The 16,834-nt window shown below is 44.6% G+C and carries 15 protein-coding genes; 7 read left to right on the top strand and 8 right to left on the bottom strand.

Translation table 11 applies throughout. From position 1 onward, the window contains the following. Positions 1-33: 33 nt before the first annotated feature. From murB to N0824_RS10490, 3 genes are all read right to left on the bottom strand, one after another. Positions 34-912, bottom strand: coding sequence for a UDP-N-acetylmuramate dehydrogenase (murB, locus tag N0824_RS10500; protein ID WP_108936721.1), 879 nt, complete (start codon positions 910-912; stop codon positions 34-36). A 154-nt stretch (positions 913-1,066) separates the two neighbouring features. Next, positions 1,067-2,494 carry a UDP-N-acetylmuramate--L-alanine ligase gene (gene murC / locus N0824_RS10495; RefSeq protein WP_108936720.1) on the bottom strand — a complete coding sequence of 476 codons (1,428 nt, stop codon included), beginning with the start codon at positions 2,492-2,494 and terminating at the stop codon, positions 1,067-1,069. Positions 2,495-3,019: 525 nt separating this feature from the next. After that, positions 3,020-3,706 carry a hypothetical protein gene (locus tag N0824_RS10490; RefSeq protein ID WP_108936719.1) on the bottom strand — a complete coding sequence of 229 codons (687 nt, stop codon included), beginning with the start codon at positions 3,704-3,706 and terminating at the stop codon, positions 3,020-3,022. Between the two features lie 66 nt (positions 3,707-3,772). On the opposite strand from N0824_RS10490, the gene hisD reads away from it, so the two are divergent. After that, positions 3,773-5,077 (top strand): histidinol dehydrogenase, encoded by a 1,305-nt coding sequence (gene hisD, locus N0824_RS10485; RefSeq protein WP_108936718.1) that lies wholly within the window; start codon positions 3,773-3,775, stop codon positions 5,075-5,077. Positions 5,078-5,169: 92 nt separating this feature from the next. Continuing rightward, a complete protein-coding gene (locus N0824_RS10480; RefSeq protein WP_108936717.1) occupies positions 5,170-5,505 on the top strand; it encodes an excalibur calcium-binding domain-containing protein in 336 nt (111 codons plus the stop codon). Positions 5,506-5,556: 51 nt separating this feature from the next. Here N0824_RS10480 and N0824_RS10475 read toward each other — a convergent pair whose 3' ends face one another. After that, positions 5,557-6,630 carry a Gfo/Idh/MocA family protein gene (locus tag N0824_RS10475; RefSeq protein WP_002737757.1) on the bottom strand — a complete coding sequence of 358 codons (1,074 nt, stop codon included), beginning with the start codon at positions 6,628-6,630 and terminating at the stop codon, positions 5,557-5,559. Positions 6,631-6,863: 233 nt separating this feature from the next. On the opposite strand from N0824_RS10475, the gene N0824_RS10470 reads away from it, so the two are divergent. Then, positions 6,864-7,436: a shikimate kinase gene (locus N0824_RS10470; RefSeq protein WP_108936716.1), complete on the top strand. Its 573-nt coding sequence runs from the start codon at positions 6,864-6,866 to the stop codon at positions 7,434-7,436. Continuing rightward, a complete protein-coding gene (locus N0824_RS10465) occupies positions 7,436-7,759 on the top strand; it encodes a cupin domain-containing protein (RefSeq protein ID WP_108936715.1) in 324 nt (107 codons plus the stop codon). Before N0824_RS10470 ends, N0824_RS10465 begins: the two co-directional genes overlap by 1 nt. Positions 7,760-7,774: 15 nt before the next feature. Here N0824_RS10465 and hemW read toward each other — a convergent pair whose 3' ends face one another. Continuing rightward, entirely contained in the window at positions 7,775-8,947 is a 1,173-nt protein-coding gene (gene hemW, locus N0824_RS10460; RefSeq protein WP_108936714.1) for a radical SAM family heme chaperone HemW, read from the bottom strand. A gap of 379 nt (positions 8,948-9,326) precedes the next feature. Between hemW and N0824_RS10455 the strand changes: the two genes are divergently transcribed. Further along, positions 9,327-10,406: a PIN/TRAM domain-containing protein gene (locus tag N0824_RS10455; RefSeq protein ID WP_108936713.1), complete on the top strand. Its 1,080-nt coding sequence runs from the start codon at positions 9,327-9,329 to the stop codon at positions 10,404-10,406. A gap of 119 nt (positions 10,407-10,525) precedes the next feature. On the opposite strand, the gene N0824_RS10450 is transcribed toward N0824_RS10455, so the two are convergent. Then, positions 10,526-10,804, bottom strand: a complete 279-nt coding sequence (locus N0824_RS10450; protein WP_108936712.1) for a thylakoid-associated protein — start codon at positions 10,802-10,804, stop codon at positions 10,526-10,528. A 242-nt stretch (positions 10,805-11,046) separates the two neighbouring features. On the opposite strand from N0824_RS10450, the gene trmFO reads away from it, so the two are divergent. Beyond that, the gene (gene trmFO, locus N0824_RS10445; RefSeq protein ID WP_108936711.1) at positions 11,047-12,384 is read left to right on the top strand and encodes an FADH(2)-oxidizing methylenetetrahydrofolate--tRNA-(uracil(54)-C(5))-methyltransferase TrmFO; all 1,338 of its coding nucleotides are present in this window, start codon (positions 11,047-11,049) and stop codon (positions 12,382-12,384) included. Positions 12,385-12,444: 60 nt separating this feature from the next. After that, on the top strand, positions 12,445-12,942 hold the full coding sequence (locus tag N0824_RS10440) for a 2TM domain-containing protein (protein WP_108936710.1): 498 nt from the start codon (positions 12,445-12,447) through the stop codon (positions 12,940-12,942). 217 nt (positions 12,943-13,159) lie between these two features. Here N0824_RS10440 and mutS read toward each other — a convergent pair whose 3' ends face one another. Further along, positions 13,160-15,808: a DNA mismatch repair protein MutS gene (gene mutS / locus N0824_RS10430; RefSeq protein WP_108936709.1), complete on the bottom strand. Its 2,649-nt coding sequence runs from the start codon at positions 15,806-15,808 to the stop codon at positions 13,160-13,162. Positions 15,809-15,994: 186 nt separating this feature from the next. After that, positions 15,995-16,741 (bottom strand): metallophosphoesterase family protein, encoded by a 747-nt coding sequence (locus tag N0824_RS10425; RefSeq protein WP_108936708.1) that lies wholly within the window; start codon positions 16,739-16,741, stop codon positions 15,995-15,997. Positions 16,742-16,834 lie beyond the last annotated feature (93 nt).

Raw genomic sequence — 16,834 nt, 5'->3', positions numbered from 1 at the left:
ATCCATTCCTAGTCAAGTTATCGAGAAAAATAGTTAAATCCCGTCAAATTCTCCTAAAACTTTCACTTCTGGTTCTAACCAGAGGGACCAGCGATCGAACACTTGTTCCTGCACATGACGAATTAAACGCAGAATATCCGAGGCTTTTGCTGAACCAATATTCAGGATAAAATTAGCGTGTAATTCTGATACTTGCGCCCCACCAATTTGATAACCTTTTAATCCCATTTCCTCAATTAAAGCCCCGGCAAATTGCGGTTTAGGATTGCGGAAAACACTACCACAACTAGGACGATCATAGGGTTGGGTACTTTTGCGATGGCGTAAATTATGGGTAGTAATTGCCATTATTTCCTCGCAATTATCGGTAGCTTCTAACTGAAATGTGGCTTCGACAACTAAACGTTGATCCCCTTGCAGAGAAGAACTGCGATAACTATAATTTAAATCTTCTTTGCTTACAATTTCTAACTGACCATCGGGATTTAATACCAGCGCCCGCACTAATCGATCCGCCACACAGGAGGTATGTGCGCCCGCATTCATCACCACAGCACCCCCCACCGTACCGGGGATACCCACCGCCCATTCTAAGCCCTTCCAGCCCCTTTTTGCCGCTCTCCAAGCTATTTTTGGCAGGGGTTCCCCCGCCGCTGCTGTAATCGTAGCAGTTTCGGCATCAAAACAACTCGATCGCAGATAGCGAGTATTGAGGACCAGTCCGGGTAAACCTCGATCGCTGATTAGTAAATTTGAACCAGCCCCCAAAACAGTCAAGGGTAAATCTTGCGATTGCCACCAAGCGAACAATTCTCTTAATTCCTCTAGATTAACTGGTTCGGCATACCATTGCGCTCTTCCCCCCACCCGGTAGGAAGTGAAATCAGCTAGAGAAACAGAGGATTTAATCATAGGGTTTTAGGGGTTGGAAATTATAAATTATGAATTATGAATTATAACTTGGGGGTTGGGGAGATGGGGAGCAAAGGAGCAGGTAGCAAGGAGAATAAATAAAAATAATCTCCTGACTCCTGAATCCTGTCTCCTGACTCCTGAATCCTGACTCCTAGACTCTAACGGCTAATTGTTCGCGGTAAAGAGAGAGCATTTCGGGGATAACTTGATTGAGATTGCCAGCACCGAGGAAGAGGGCTAGATCCCCTGGTTGGAGAATTTCTAGCAGGAATTGACCTAAAGAACTCAATTCGGGGTGATAGTAGGCGTTTTTATGGTGTTTTCTCACCTGTTCGACCACTTGCTGCCCAGTGACGTGATTGATATTCACTTCCCCGGCACTATAAATATCCGTTAAGACTACCACATCGGCGGAACTGAAAGCGGAGCCGAATTCCTCTAAAAAGGCAGTGGTGCGACTGTAGCGATGGGGTTGGAAAATAGCGATCGAACGTTGGTACTGTTTGCCTTCTACCTTTAATTTTGCCGCCGCTAACGTGGCCAACAATTCGCTAGGATGGTGGGCATAATCATCGATAAAAGTAATGCCGTTTGCCTCTCCCTTGTGTTCAAAACGGCGTTTTGCTCCGGCAAAAGTAGCGATCGCATCGGCAATAACGGCAAATTCTAAACCGAGATAACGTCCGATGGCCACCACTGCCAAGGCATTGCTAATATTATGTTGCCCCGGGATTTTCACTTCCATTTGTCCCAGATAACTGCCTTTTTCCCAGACGGAAGCTTTCATCATTCCCTGTTCATAGATAATCTCGCTGACGGTGTAATCGGCACCTTTTTCTGGATCGAGACTATAACTGATTGTGGGACGGAAATGCTCGGCGATCGTGTCACAATCTAAACAAGCGACTAAAATCTGGCACTGATGGGCGAATTCATGGAAAGTATCGATAACTTCGCTTAAATTCTGGTAATGATCGGGGTGATCTAGCTCAATATTAGTGATTACGCCGATTTTCGGGGCGTGCTTGGTTAGGGAACCATCGGACTCATCGGCCTCTGCCACTAAAAAACGACCTTGACCAAGACGAGCGTTACCTTCCCAAGCGTCCACCTCACCACCGACAATGATCGTGGGGTCTAATCCCGCTTCTAACAAAACGTAACCGATTAGGCTGCTAGTGGTGGTTTTGCCGTGGGTGCCAGCGACGGCGATACTGTCGTAATCAGCGATTAAAGCCGCTAAAACGTCGCTACGGTGAAACATTGGGTATCCTAAGTCTCTGGCCGCTTGATATTCCTTGTTATGGTCATTAATCGCCGTGGAGCAGATTACTTGCGGAACTGTTTGGCTACTGTTTTGAGGGACCGGAGAATGAAATAAAGCTAAATTATTTGCCTCTTGACGGTGGAAAATGTGCGCTCCCGCTCCCTGTAGCCGTTGGGTAATATGGGTAGGACGTAAATCGGAGCCAGACACGGGTAAATTGCGCTTGGCTAAGATATAAGCGAGAGCTGACATCCCAATACCGCCAATACCGATGAAATGGAAAGGTTGGCCGTTAAAATTAACTTTTTTCACTGTTTTCACTCCTCAGACCCACGATTATATAAGTTTTAAACTCGATCGGTAGTAAAGTCAACCTCATGATAGGGGCATTTGGGCAGAATTCCAAAATGTTGCCCAGTCGCCTTGCAAAATCCTTGACGCAGAATTAAAATTTTTTCTCCCAATTCCTTTTTTTTGGGGTTGGGGATTGGAGAGGAGCGGGGAGCCTGACAGGTGTAGGTATTTTACAACTAAGAGGAAGGGTAGGGCTGATTCATTCTCCGAATCTAATTCTTTTTTTTGCTACCCTTAATCGCTCATCAGGTAAGCTAGGGAGCAGGGAAGTACAGGTTTTTGCTCTCATAGTAGGTTGATTCATGAATCAACCTACAAAGCACGACGTTTTGACAAATTTTCAGCTATTTATTCCGAGAAATCCACCAAAAACGTTGCCAGATAAGGATTTGAGAGAATGACATTTGGGAGAATGAAACAACCCTAAATCGGTAAAACCCTACACCCTGCACCCCACGAAAAACTTTTTGCCGCAAACCCTCATTAGGGCAGCCATTCCAGTAAAATTCCCAGGGAGCTATCTTTACGAGCGCGGGAATTTTGGGCTTGAATATCGGCGGCTAAACGTAAATTAGAGGTAATCGCATAACCAAGGGAAAGAGTAGTTAATCCCACCTCGTTATCACCCCCCGGGGAGATAAAACTCTGACTGACGGTGATATCTGCCGCCCCCGTGCGAGAAAGGGCTAATTTGAGCTTTAATCCTAAGTTAAGCCCATCGGTGCTGTAATTTCCTGTTTGAATGTAACGATAGCCCACCATGGAAGCCAGATTGACATAATCACCCAAAGGGAGGAGATAGTATTGTAAATTTGCTCCTATTGCCGTCCTTTTGCCGTTAAAAGCCGTCTGATAATCGCCGCTTAGGGTTAAACTGGTTTGACCGAAAAACACATCTTCTACCCCCAAAATCACGACACTGGAATTATCCCTAGAAGGAAACTCTGCATATCCTAAACGGATACGAGTGCGAAAACTAGGATCGCGGCGAATATCTTCGGCGATATCGGGTATTTTTTCTAACCAACGCTCTAAAACTGGGCTTTCTTGCCGAATTTTCGGATCTAAGTCTAACTCCGTTTCTGCCCACACAGCACCACTCGCCCCCCATAACAAACCAAGAGCGATCGCATTTACAGAACAGCAAGAGAGCTTAAACATGATCTGCATTATAATCAAAAAAGATTCAGATTCCCCGCTATTCTTGAGAGGAAGGGGGCAGTAGGAGCAGCAATAGTGGTTAGAATATTAAAACTTTCGGAATTAAGTAGCGCGGAACGGGCAAAACTTCAGAAAAGAGCCGAGTTAGATATTGATAACGCCCTCAAAGTCGCTCAAACGGTGATAGAAACCATCCGCGAGCGGGGGGATGCCGGCGTTGTGGACTATGTGCGGCGTTTTGACTACGAAGGTGCGACGGTAGAAAATATCAAAGTCAGCGAGGCAGAATTTGAGCAGGCTTTTCAGTTAATTGAACCAGAAGTAAAAACCGCCATTGAACAGGCTTTCCGGAATATTCAAGAGGTACATCGTCGCCAAATGCCGGAAGAAACACTACTGGCAGAAATTGAACCAGGTGTCTTTGCCGGCGAAAAAATCTCTCCTATCCCCAATGTGGGTTTATACGTTCCCCGGGGCCGCGGTGCTTTTCCTTCGATGATGTTAATGTTAGCCATACCGGCAATGGTGGCAGGAGTGGAAAGAGTGGTGGTTTGCACTCCCCCCGATAAACAGGGCAACGTGGAGCCGGTTTCTCTGGTGGCGGCACGCATGGCTGGAGTCAGAGAAATTTATAAGTTAGGGGGCGTACAAGCGATCGCTGCTTTAGCTTTGGGAACAAAAAATATCAAAAGGGTTGACAAAATTACAGGTCCGTGCAGCGTCTATGGGGCGGCGGCCAAACGGTTACTTTTCGGCACTGTGGATGTGGGTTTACCAGCAGGTCCAAGTGAGTCGATAGTTTTGGCCGATGAGTCCACCGATGCCCGTTTAGCGGCCTTGGATTTATTAATTGAAGCGGAACACGGGGCGGATTCGGCGGCTTTATTAGTCACCCACAGTGAACAGGTGGCGATCGCTGCTAGTGAATACGCTCAGGAATACCTGCAAAAACTCCCAGATTGGCGACGGGAATTTTGTGAGGCGGGTTTAGCCGCCTATGGGGGCATAATTTTAACCGATAGTTTGCAGCAATCCCTCGATTTCGTCAATGAGTACGCCCCAGAACATCTGGAGGTTTTAGTTAGTAATCCTTTTGCCATTCTGGGCAAGATTAAAAATGCTGGAGAAATTCTCCTGGGAAATCATACTCCTTCCTCTATGGCTACCTACGCCATCGGGGTAAATGCTGTGCTGCCGACGGGAAGTTTTGCCCGTTCCTATTCGGCGGTTTCAGTTTATGATTTTCTCAAGCGCTCTACTTTGGCTTATGTCACCCCTGAAGGCTTTGAAAAGTTAAAAGAAACCACGAAAACTTTAGCCGAGTACGAGGGTTTTCCCGCCCATAAATTAGCAATTCAACACAGGGAAATTTTACTCTAAATAGGGGAATGGGAAACAGGGAATAACTCAGATTTATTATCCTGTCTCCTATCTGCTACTATGATAAGAGCAGAGAATCAGGCAAGCATTTTATGAAAAAAGTAATTGTTATTTTAATTCTGTCTTTTCTGAGCGAACAAATATCAATAAAATCACCAATTTCTGGCAATCAAACCCTCAATAATTTAGCCGTAGCTAACAACAATAATCGTCCCACTCCCCAGAAAAAACCTAGTCCTTCTCCACAGTTTCGGTGCGATGGTAGAACTCACTGTTCCCAGATGACCTCCTGTGCAGAAGCGACTTTTTTCTTGAGAAATTGCCCTAATGTCAAAATGGATGGAGACGGTGATGGAGTTCCCTGTGAAAGTCAATGGTGTGGGAAAAAATCCTCAGAAAAATGTTTAAAAAGTTCTCAAAATAACTAATTTTGTTACCTCACCCCAATTCTCTTACTTAAAGAATCGGGGTAGAAACAATTAAGAAGCAGTAATCACGGGAGAATTAAGATATTGATAATTCCAGTCCGATTGTTGCCAAACGCGACCATCAAGGGCAATTTGTTCGATTAAACTAGCTAATCGTAAAGCTTTTAAAGCTTGTTCCCCACCGACAGAAGGTTGGTCCCCACCGCGCACACAATGAACAAAATGTTCTAATTCCGCGTGTAGAGGTTCAATATTGCTGGTATAAACCTTTTCAATTAAACCATCTTGACGGTAGAGAACTTGACCGTAATCGGTGCTATAGTTAGCGGTGGTTTGCCGGTGAATGAGGATTTCATTATTGAGAAAATCAGCTTCCGTGAGAGAATTTTTACAGTGGGCCGCTAAACGACGGATCTTGCGATGAGTCACCTTACTAGCGGTTAAATTAGCCACCACTCCATTACTAAAACCAAGGGTTGCAGTGACATAATCGAGATAACCGGAATCAGTGGCAGCGCGACTACCACTAGCGGTTAATTTCACCACGGGAGCGGCGACTAATTCTAAAATTAAATCTATATCGTGGATCATTAAATCTAACACCACCGACACATCATTAGCGCGCTGGGAATAGGGACTCATGCGATGGGATTCAATCGCTAAAATCTCCTCGGTTTTCAAGACCTTCGATAACTCTTGGAAAGCGGGATTAAAACGCTCGATATGACCCACTTGCAGAATACAATCGTGATCGGCTGCCGCATTGACTAAAGATTCCGCTTCACTAATACTAGCGGCGATCGGTTTCTCGATCAAGGTATGTACTCCCGCTTGCAGACAGTCCATCCCGACTCGATGGTGTAACCGCGTGGGGACAGCGAGACAAACCGCATCTACCCTAGGTAAGAGATCTAAATAATTTTCAAAAAAACGGACTCGGTATTTACTGGCAGTTTCCAGTCCCTTTTCGACGTTGACATCGGCCACCCCGACGAATTCCACGTCTTTTAATAAACTCAGGATGCGACTATGGTGTTGTCCCATGTTACCGACCCCGATAACCCCGACTTTAATCGGTTTGAGTTGATTTCTGTTACCCGGAAAGTTTGCTGGTTGATTGGACATGAATTTTAGACTCCTGTGTTCACACTCCCCATACCACTTGATTAAATTAATCAAGCTGATTTTGTCGATTAATTACCAAGATGGTATCATGGTTATCCAGATTCTGACACGATGTCGGTGTCAATGGGGGTTCTGAGAAGATTTTCTGATTCCATCTGGCGGTTTTCACTCCTAAATGCTTATCAAAAAATCATCCCTGAGTAGCGAGGACTACATTCAGCTAAATTTTAACTATGGACAATTCAACGGATTTTAACTCCTTACGGGGATTAAGTGTTTTTTTGCTAGGAATGATGGGATCTGGCAAATCCACCCTGGGAGAGTTGCTTTCCCGACGGTTACAATATCGTTTTTTTGATACAGATATATTAATAGAAAGGGTCGCGGGAAAGAAAATCAGGGAAATTTTTGCCGACGAGGGAGAAGCGACTTTTCGGGAGTTGGAAACCCAAGTTTTGGTCGAATTATCCTCTCTGACTAAAACTGTGATTGCCACCGGGGGAGGGATGGTTTTAAAACCGATAAATTGGAGTTATCTTCGTCACGGTTTAATGATTTGGTTAGATGTTCCCCTAGAAGTTTTGGTTAAACGTTTAAAACAAGATACCTCTCGTCCCTTGCTGGAGTCCACTGATTTAGAAAGTAAACTGGAATTATTATTAGAACAAAGACGAGGAATTTATGCAGAAGCAGATCTTCGGATTGTTGTTTCTGACCTAGATACACCTGCTGATATCGTTGAGAAAATTTTAACAGCAATACCGACGGTGATTAAAGATTTTCATCCAGAAAGAGATAATAACTAATGACAGCAGCTTCAATTTTTGATTTACCTGAACTAATTCCCGACCGAGAAATTCTGGAAATTTTAGCTCAAAGTCAAGCTATTCGTCTAGAAAGAATTATTTCTACCGGTCAAACCACTCCCCAGGGTCAATGGTACGATCAATCTGAGTTTGAATGGGTGATTTTATTACAGGGATTCGCTGAGATTAGTTATGAAGATGGCAGCCAAGTTAATCTGCAAGCGGGGGATTATCTCCTGATTCCTCCTCACCAAAAACATCGCGTCGAATTTACTAGCAATAATCCCCCTTGTATTTGGTTAGCTATCTATTATCGTCAGTAAAATCTAGTTTCTGAACTATTGCCAGCGATCGAATAAATCGGTTAAAACGATATTAGAAAACAAAAAACCTTCGGGGTCGCTTAATCTTACCCTGGTATCCCCCTCAATTATTACTAGATTACGCTGTTTATGCGGCTCTAAGACCTCTAACATTGCTTTTTTGATTTCCGAACCAAAATTAGCTTCAATTGCAGGTAAACTCACACCTTCTGCTAACCTTAACCCTAGCATTAAGGTTTCGAGAAGATCATCGATAAAACTATTTTTCTCCACGTCAATTGGGCAGCCTTCTTTTACCCAAGCGAAATAGTCGCGACTTTTGCGCGGATGGGTAAAACGTTGTTGATGGAGATAACTAGCAGCCCCCATACCAAAACCGTAATAGGGACGATTTTCCCAGTAAACTCGATTATGTCGGCATTGATAACCCGGTTTGGCATAGTTAGAAATCTCGTAATGTTGATAACCGGCTAAAGCTAGTTTTTCACCGGCTAAAACATACATTTTCGCCGTAGTTTCATCATCGGGTAAGGGTTTTTTTCCCGGTTGATACTGTTTACCGAAAGCAGTAACCGCTTCTAAGACCAAATCGTAACAGGAAAGATGGGCCGGTTGCAGTTCGATCGCTTTTTCTAGGGAATTTTCCCAATCTGTGAGGGTTTGTTGTGGCAATCCCGAAATCAAATCCAAACTATAGTTAACTATTCCCAATCCCTGAATTAATTCCACTGCCTGATAGATATCCTTAACGGTATGCGATCGACCAGAAACCTGTAATAATGGTTCTTGAAAAGCCTGTACTCCTAAACTAACCCGATTGACTCCCGCGCTAAGATAACCCTGTAATTGTTCTAAACTAAAGGTAGCCGGATCAATCTCCATAGAAATCTCTATATCGGCCGCAAAATCAAACTTTTTAGCTAAAGTATCCAGAATTGCCCCTAATAATTCCACCGGTAACAGGGAAGGAGTCCCCCCCCCAAAAAAAATTGTTTCTAGGGGTTTCCCCGTCCCCTGACTAAGGCTAATTTCTTCTTGTAATATTTCCACATACTCAACCACAGGGGGAAAAGTCGCCGGATTGGTGTGATTACCGACGACAAAAATCGGGAAATCACAGTAAAAACAGCGCCGACGACAAAAGGGAATATGAATATAAACCGAGGTTATGGGGTCAAAATAGGACATTTTATCAAGGAAAAAGGGAGAAGGGGGTTGGGGTGTGGGGTGTGGGGTGTGGGGTGTGGGAATTATAAATTATGAATTGGGAGTGGAGAGTGGGGAGAATAAATAAAAACAATCTCCTGTCTCCTGTCTCGGAGTCTCGGAGTCTCCTGTCTCGGAGTCTCCTGTCTCGGAGTCTCCTGTCTCGGAGTCTCCTGTCTCCTGACGGCTATAATTTCGTTGATCTTCGTTAAGATGTATTATGGCTGGGGAGAACATCTCCTAGAATAAAAGCAACTTTCCCGAGACAAATTAGGAGAAACCCACAGATATAATATAAAAGCATCCATACTCATTATTTTTCTACCATCATTCCCCCCCTATCCCCTCTGGTATTATCCCCATGCTTGATGCTGTCATAATTTTACTATTCGTCTTCGCTGTTGCCAGTATTGGTTATAGTGGTGTTGACTTGCTGCCGGTTACTGTCCAGTCTCAAATCAGCAATATTGAAGCTTTACGCTGGTTATCGGCGGGTTTTGCCTCAATTATTGGTTTAGCTCTTGGTTTAGTTGCCCAAACTACCTATCGTCGTCTAGAAACCCAAGTAAGACAAACTCCGATCGAAGTTATTTTAACCCGTTCGGTCGGTCTAGTTATCGGTTTGTTAATTGCTAATCTGATCCTGGCCCCGATTTTCTTCCTACCGATTCCCAGAGAATTCTCGTTTATTAAGCCGATAATCGCCATTTTAGGCAGTATTATGTTTTCCTATCTGGGGGTTAGTTTAGCTGATACCCACGGTCGCACTTTTCTGCGTCTGATTAACCCCAATAGTATGGAATCAATTTTAGTGGCAGAAGGGACCCTGCAAGCGGCCGCCACCAAAGTTGTTGACACCAGTTGTATTATCGATGGTCGTATCGAACAATTGTTAGACACGGGATTTATCGAGGGACAGATACTCATTCCCCAATTTATCCTTCAGGAATTGCAACAGTTAGCGGATGGCAGTAATGACCAAAAACGAGTTAGAGGAAGACGAGGATTAGATATCTTAAACCGGATGCAGCAAGAATTCCCCGATCGCATTGTCATTCATCCCGCCGATTATGAGGATATTAACACCGTAGATGCTAAATTAGTCCATCTTGCCCAAGAAATTAACGCCACCTTGCTCACTAACGATTATAATCTCAGTAAAGTGGCCAATCTGCAAAAAGTCACCATCTTGAATGTCAACGATCTCGCCCAAGCAGTACGCCCGATCTACTTACCTGGGGATACTTTGGATCTGAAAATTCTCAAAGCAGGAAAAGAACCCACCCAAGGCATCGGTTATCTAGAAGATGGCACGATGGTAGTGGTAGAAGAAGGAAAAGATTATCTAGGGGGAGAATTGCGGGTAGTGGTGACATCTGCACTGCAAACCTCGGCCGGCCGGATGATTTTTGCTAAACCCCAAAATTCCCTGATTGCTTAAAGGGGAATAAAACCGAAAAAATCCTCAAATACAAGGCCGGAGGGGATTGTATTTGAGGTATTTTATTTTCTAAGGGAAGTTAAGTCACTAACCGAACTATCTAGCCAATTGATACCTAATTAAGCTGGTTTATTGATTACAGCCATGGACTGACGAGCAAAACCGAAATAACTATCCCAGAATTGTTTCTGACTATCGAGGGCAACTTTGGTGGCGGTTTCTTGGGCAGTTAGGTAGGATTTCACCCATTCTTGTTGATATTCAAGGGATTTAACCAAAGTTTCCGGAAACTCAAACACTGGTGTAGTCGTGGGAACACCATTACCCCAAGCGGACAGAAGCATTTTCTGCCATTCGGCTAGGTATTTTTGGTATTCTTCAAGATAATTGGTGTTCATAGAAGTCAAACCGCTAACTAGCCCATCTGGAAGGAGATGGTGAGAAAGTGGGGCGGTGTTGCCACCTTCTCGAAAGCAAAAACCGTGACGAGATAAAATATAATATTCTATCCCTTTCTTATATTATAACCTGAGTTTGTGATCGACCCAAATCTTCATGCGATCGCCCTAGGCTGGCCCTATTTTTTGGTGACTCGGAACTAACGCTAAAATAATCCTACTCTAGCCATTTTCTCCCAACTATGATCGATCGCCCTATTCATGTAATTGGTGGAGGATTAGCGGGGACTGAGGCGGCGTGGCAGATAGCCCAAGCAGGTATTCCCGTGATCCTGTACGAAATGCGCCCAATTCGCTCTAGTCCCGCCCACCATAGCCAATTTTTAGCCGAATTAGTCTGTAGTAACTCCTTTGGTGCCATGGCGGTGGATCGCGCCACCGGGTTACTCCATGAAGAATTACGACGCTTAAATTCTCTAGTTATTGCTCAGGCCGATCAGCACAGTGTCCCCGCAGGAGGGGCTTTAGCGGTCGATCGAGGGGTCTTTAGTCGAAATTTGACGGAAATCTTGGCTAACCACCCTCTAGTCACCTTAAAACGTCAGGAGATCACGGAAATTCCCCGGGATGGTATCGTCGTTTTAACCACTGGACCCTTAACCAGTGCTGCCTTGGCCGCAGATCTGCAAAATTTTGCCGGTCTGGACTATCTGAGCTTTTTTGATGCCGCTAGTCCGATTATTCTAGGGGAATCTATTGATCGATCGATCGCTTTTCTGGCCTCCCGTTACGATAAAGGTGAGGCCGCCTATCTCAATTGTCCCATGGATCGTGAACAATACCTGCATTTCTGGCAAGAGTTAAAACAGGCAGAACAGGCAGAATTGAAGGATTTTGAGCGAGAAAATGCCAAATTTTTCGAGGCTTGTCTGCCAATCGAAGAATTAGCCAGTCGGGGAGAGGATACCATGCGTTTTGGTCCCCTGAAACCGGTGGGATTAGCGGATCCCAGATATCCGGATCAACGTCCCTACGCAGTTATACAGTTGCGAATGGAAGATAAAGCGGGCCAATTGTGGAATATGGTGGGATTTCAAACTAATTTAAAATGGGGTGAACAAACACGGGTTTTCCGTCTGATTCCGGGGTTAGAAAAGGCCGAATTTGTCCGCATGGGGGTGATGCACAAAAACACCTTTATCAATTCTCCCCAGTTATTATCCTCCAGTCTCCAGTTTAAATCGCGACCGACGCTGTTAGCGGCAGGACAGTTAATCGGCACGGAAGGCTATACGGCCGCGGCTGCTGGGGGATGGTTAGCGGGAACTAATGCCGCTCGTTTAGCTTTAGGATTAGAAACGGTGACATTGCCAACCACAACGATGATGGGGTCATTATTTGAGTTTATCAGCAGTGCCGAACCGAAACATTTTCAACCGATGCCGCCAAATTTTGGCATTTTGCCGAATTTTACCAGAAAAATCCGCAATAAACGGGAACGTTACGGTCAATATGCCGAGCGCTCTTTGCAGGATTTAGAAGCATGGATGAATCAGTTAAAAACTCCCTGTCTCGTCTAACTGTCAATCGCTAATCGATCGCCCATAATAGAGAAGGAACCTATTTCTTTCTCTATCGCTATGCCAAACCCCGATTTTTTCCCTCCCCAATCCTACAGTCAAGAGGATGTGCAGGAAATTCTCTATTTGGCTATCTCCCGTCAAGGGGATAAGGGAGAAATTACCCGCCACCAGTTGTTAGAAATTGCTGACGATTTAGCTATTGAAGTTAAAGACTTAGAAGCGGCGGAAAAGGACTGGCAAGAGTCAAAAATGCTCAGTTATAAACGGCAAGAATTTGATCGCTTTCGTCGCGAGGAGCTAAAAAATAAAACCGTTCGCTATCTGATTATCAATAGTTTTTTTATTATCATTAATTTAATTAGTGCTGGAACAATTTCTTGGGCAATTTATATCTTTTTGCTGATGGGTTTACCTCTTTCCCTTTCTGCTTGGAAAACTTTTCAAAATCAAGGAATTGCCTACGAAGAAGCATTTAAACGCTGGAAAATTAAGGAGGAAATGAAAGAGTCTTTTACCAATCTTTGGACACAAATCAAAAAGTTTTTACAGTTTTAATAGTGTTGCTAAATTAAGCCTTTTTTGTTTTTGTGAACCACAGAGACACAAAGTACACAAAGTTGAGTTTTCCACGACTACTTAAGTAGCTGGTTATAATTAAATTAAAAATGAATTTTAGGTTCGATCCCCCCTGCCCCCCTTGATAAGGGGGGTGCCGATAGGCGGGGGGATCTACCCTTGATAAGGGGGGTGTCTGACAAATTTTAACACCTACCTACTTACTGTCATCAAAAATATCTAACTGCTGCAGAGAGGGGGAATTATCCGACTTAACTGGTTTAATTTTCTTAATTCCTTGACGCAAACCGATCGCAATTTTACTATGTTTTTCGATTTGACCCATCACCTGCATGGCACGATCGATCACAGAAGCTGGTAAACCGGCTAATCTTCCCGCTTCGATACCGTAGGATTTATCCGCGCCTCCCGGTCGTACTTGGTGCAAAAATACTATCTCATGGGGTAATTCCTTGACTGTTACCTGATAATTGGCCACATTCTCTAAGATTGAAGCTAATTCGTTCAGTTCGTGGTAGTGAGTGGCGAAAATCGTCCGCGATTGCAGTACCGTGGCTAAATACTCCGCCACAGACCAAGCTATGGATAAACCGTCAAAAGTGGCTGTCCCCCGGCCAATCTCGTCTAGTAATACTAATGATCTGTCTGTGGCGTGATTGAGAATATTGGCAGTTTCGTTCATTTCCACCATAAAGGTGGATTGGCCCGTAGCGAGGTCATCCACAGCCCCCACCCGGGTGAAAATGCGATCGCAGATGGAGATTTTGGCCGACTTTGCTGGGACAAAACTGCCGGTTTGGGCCAACAATTGAATTAATCCCACCTGTCGCAGATAACAACTTTTGCCACTAGCATTGGGACCGGTGAGAATAATCAAGTCGGGGTATTCTAAACCCTCCTGATTGCCCAAATTAATCGAATTCGGCACAAAAAAGCCGGCCCCAAGGGATTGTTCCACCACGGGATGACGACCATCTTTAATATCGATAAGACGACCATCGGCGATTTCTGGGCGACAATATCCCTGATAAACGGCGATTTCTGCCAATGCTGCCAACACATCCAAAGCGGCGACTTTTGTGGCCACTTCCCGGATTTCTGGGGAAAATTCGGCCACTTGACGGCGTAAATCGCTAAAAATCTCGTATTCTAACTTATTTAATTCATCTACTGCCGTCAGAATTATATTTTCTTTCTCCTTTAACTCGGTGGTGATATAACGTTCCTCATTGACTAAAGTTTGCTTACGCACATACTCTTTTGGGGCGAAATCGGCTTTACTGCGGGGTAAACTGATATAATAACCGAAAGTTTTGTTATAATTAACCTTAAGATTACTAATACCCGTTCTTTCTTTCTCTGTCGTCTCCAGATTCTTAAACCAATCGATTACTTCCTGATAGTCGCGCCGCAGGGCATCCAATTGGGCATCAATTCCCTCACGAATCACCCCCCCTTCCTTCAGATGCAGCGGAGGAGATTCCACCAGATGCGCTATCACCTGCTGGCCTAATTTTTCTAAATCGGCGGGAATTTGCTGTAAAGCTTTCAAATAGGGCGAATTTCCCGAAGCAACCAAAGCCGCTAAATCGGCTAATTTGACTAAAGATGCCGCTAGGGAAAGTAAATCGCGGGCATTAGCTGTTCCTGCACCTACACGACCGCTTAAACGTTCTATATCGTAGATTTCCCCTAATTTTTGCCGAATATCTTGGCGCAGGGCAGGATTATCCTTTAACTCTTGGATAGTATCTTGACGGGCGCGAATACCGCGAGAATCTAAGAGGGGTTGCAGTAACCAACGACGTAAGGCGCGACTACCCATGGCCGTGCAAGTGCGATCAATCGCCCATAATAGAGAACCATAGAAGCTACCATCGCGCACCGTTTGGGTAATTTCAAGGTTACGACGGGTTTGCCCATCTAAAATCAAAAATTCGGAGATAGAGTAGGTTTTTAAGGGTTGTAGGGGGACTTGATTGGCTTTTTGGGTATCTTCAATGTATTCTAATAGGCCTCCGGCTGCGCGAATAGCAAGGGGTAAATGTTCGCAGCCCATCCCCTCTAGGGAACGCATTTTATAGGTGATTAAGAGACGATTTTTCGCTTCTGTGAGAGTAAAGATATTTTGGGGACGGAGAGAATAACAAAAACTATCGGGTAAACAGGGGGGGAGATGGTCGGATTTTTCCCCGGGGCGCAAAATACGGTTTAAATCGGGGGCATTGATGGGAAAAAGGATTTCTGAGGGCTGTAAACGGGTTAATTCTAGGCTTAAAGCCGTTAAATCACTGGCTTGGGTGGTGTAGAATTCTCCGGTGGAGATATCTGCATAGGCTAATCCCCAATTTTCTCCGGTAATCACCACTGCAGCCAGAAAATTATTCTTTTTTGCGTTTAACATTCCCTCATCGGTGAGGGTTCCGGGGGTGAGCAGTTTGGTGATAGCGCGTTCTACGAGCCGTTTTTCGGCGGCTGCTTCCGTTGAATCTTCCACTTGGTCACAAATCGCCACAGCATAGCCTTTTTCCACCAATAAACGACTATAGCGCTCTAGGGCGTGGTGGGGAACTCCGGTCATGGCGACCCTCCCAATCCCTTTACCCCCTTCCTTGCTGGTGAGAACTAATTCTAATTCTCTGGAGATAATCACCGCATCCTGAAAGAAACACTCGAAAAAATCGCCCACACGATAGAGTAAAAGGGCATTGGGATAGGTTTCTTTTACCTCCACATAATGCTGGTACATGGGGGTGAGTTTACCGCGATCGAGTCCGCGATAATCACGATGGGGATCTTTATTGGTAGCGGGTGGTTCTAGGGGAAAATCCGAGGGGAGAGTCATGGGTGAAGGAAAGCTGGACAATTCTTTATTCAATTTACCGCTCTTGAGAACCTACGATCAAAGAATCCCAATAGCCTAAGCTGCTGGTTCGCGTTATTCAACCCAAGGATTAATATCTGAGCTATCTGGGGGGATTTGGCATCACTCCCCGTCCGAGAATTATATTTTTGTTAATAACAGTTATTTTTAAGGGGTGGGCTGCACTCTTTTAGTATAGACTTCGGCAGGATTAATTAAGGTGGTTATATCTTCTAAATCAAATTTTCGCAGGGTTTTATCTTTGGTATTGACCTGATAAACCAAACGATTAGTGATATCTAATCCAGTTAACCAATTACTGTGGGGATGATAGGCTCCCGTGTCGATATCTAACCAACCGGCACCGGCGACTAATTGCCCCGGACTTACCCCCGGAAAAGTAAAAGTAATCGTGTGGCCAGTGATAATTAATTTATCACTAAAAAAAGGTTCCGGCATACTGTGGAATTCATCGCGGATCCAACAAAAATGAGTAGCATCTTGTTCTTCGAGGGGTAAATGGGGATGAACCCCAGCATGAACCAGCCAAATATCGCCTAAATCGAGGTAAAGAGGCAAGGTTTTCAGCCAATCGATGTGATCTTGCGGTATTTTGTGGTTATAGCTAAAAAGAGTAGTATTACCGCCATTATAAAGCCAACCTGGCAACATTTCCCCCATCATTCTTTGGCTGCCCAACACCTCTAGCAGCATCTGTTCATGATTGCCTAATAGACAACGATAGCGGTGTTGACGAACAAATTCAACCACTTGGGCACTATTGGGACCACGATCAATTAAATCGCCCAAGAAATAAACTGGTTCCTTTTCTTGAGGCGCGATTGCTTCCATTAGCTGCAAAAGAGCATCGTATTGACCGTGAACGTCACCGATGATGATTCGACGGGAGGACATGATAGTAGAAATTGGGTATCTGTGTTATTGTCCCTCGATCGGGACTAATTCTAATATGCCCAGTTGAGACTTAGAAATTAACATTGATTCAAG

Origin of the sequence: Microcystis sp. 0824, from assembly GCF_003112475.1 — a bacterium.
GTDB classification, from domain to species: Bacteria; Cyanobacteriota; Cyanobacteriia; order Cyanobacteriales; family Microcystaceae; genus Microcystis; species Microcystis aeruginosa_C.
The sequence above is the reverse complement of the archived record's forward strand: the minus strand, read 5'-3'. Positions and strand labels throughout refer to the sequence as shown.

What these genes read in the sequence shown, in the direction of transcription:
- N0824_RS10455 (WP_108936713.1), top strand. Translation starts at nt 9,327, where the DNA reads ATGCTTGATGCTGTCATAATTTTACTATTCGTCTTCGCTGTTGCCAGT.
- murB (WP_108936721.1), bottom strand. Translation starts at nt 912, where the DNA reads ATGATTAAATCCTCTGTTTCTCTAGCTGATTTCACTTCCTACCGGGTG.
- N0824_RS10490 (WP_108936719.1), bottom strand. Translation starts at nt 3,706, where the DNA reads ATGCAGATCATGTTTAAGCTCTCTTGCTGTTCTGTAAATGCGATCGCT.
- N0824_RS10475 (WP_002737757.1), bottom strand. Translation starts at nt 6,630, where the DNA reads ATGTCCAATCAACCAGCAAACTTTCCGGGTAACAGAAATCAACTCAAA.
- mutS (WP_108936709.1), bottom strand. Translation starts at nt 15,808, where the DNA reads ATGACTCTCCCCTCGGATTTTCCCCTAGAACCACCCGCTACCAATAAA.
- N0824_RS10425 (WP_108936708.1), bottom strand. Translation starts at nt 16,741, where the DNA reads ATGTCCTCCCGTCGAATCATCATCGGTGACGTTCACGGTCAATACGAT.
- N0824_RS10480 (WP_108936717.1), top strand. Translation starts at nt 5,170, where the DNA reads ATGAAAAAAGTAATTGTTATTTTAATTCTGTCTTTTCTGAGCGAACAA.
- N0824_RS10465 (WP_108936715.1), top strand. Translation starts at nt 7,436, where the DNA reads ATGACAGCAGCTTCAATTTTTGATTTACCTGAACTAATTCCCGACCGA.
- N0824_RS10450 (WP_108936712.1), bottom strand. Translation starts at nt 10,804, where the DNA reads ATGAACACCAATTATCTTGAAGAATACCAAAAATACCTAGCCGAATGG.
- hemW (WP_108936714.1), bottom strand. Translation starts at nt 8,947, where the DNA reads ATGTCCTATTTTGACCCCATAACCTCGGTTTATATTCATATTCCCTTT.
- N0824_RS10440 (WP_108936710.1), top strand. Translation starts at nt 12,445, where the DNA reads ATGCCAAACCCCGATTTTTTCCCTCCCCAATCCTACAGTCAAGAGGAT.
- N0824_RS10470 (WP_108936716.1), top strand. Translation starts at nt 6,864, where the DNA reads ATGGACAATTCAACGGATTTTAACTCCTTACGGGGATTAAGTGTTTTT.
- trmFO (WP_108936711.1), top strand. Translation starts at nt 11,047, where the DNA reads ATGATCGATCGCCCTATTCATGTAATTGGTGGAGGATTAGCGGGGACT.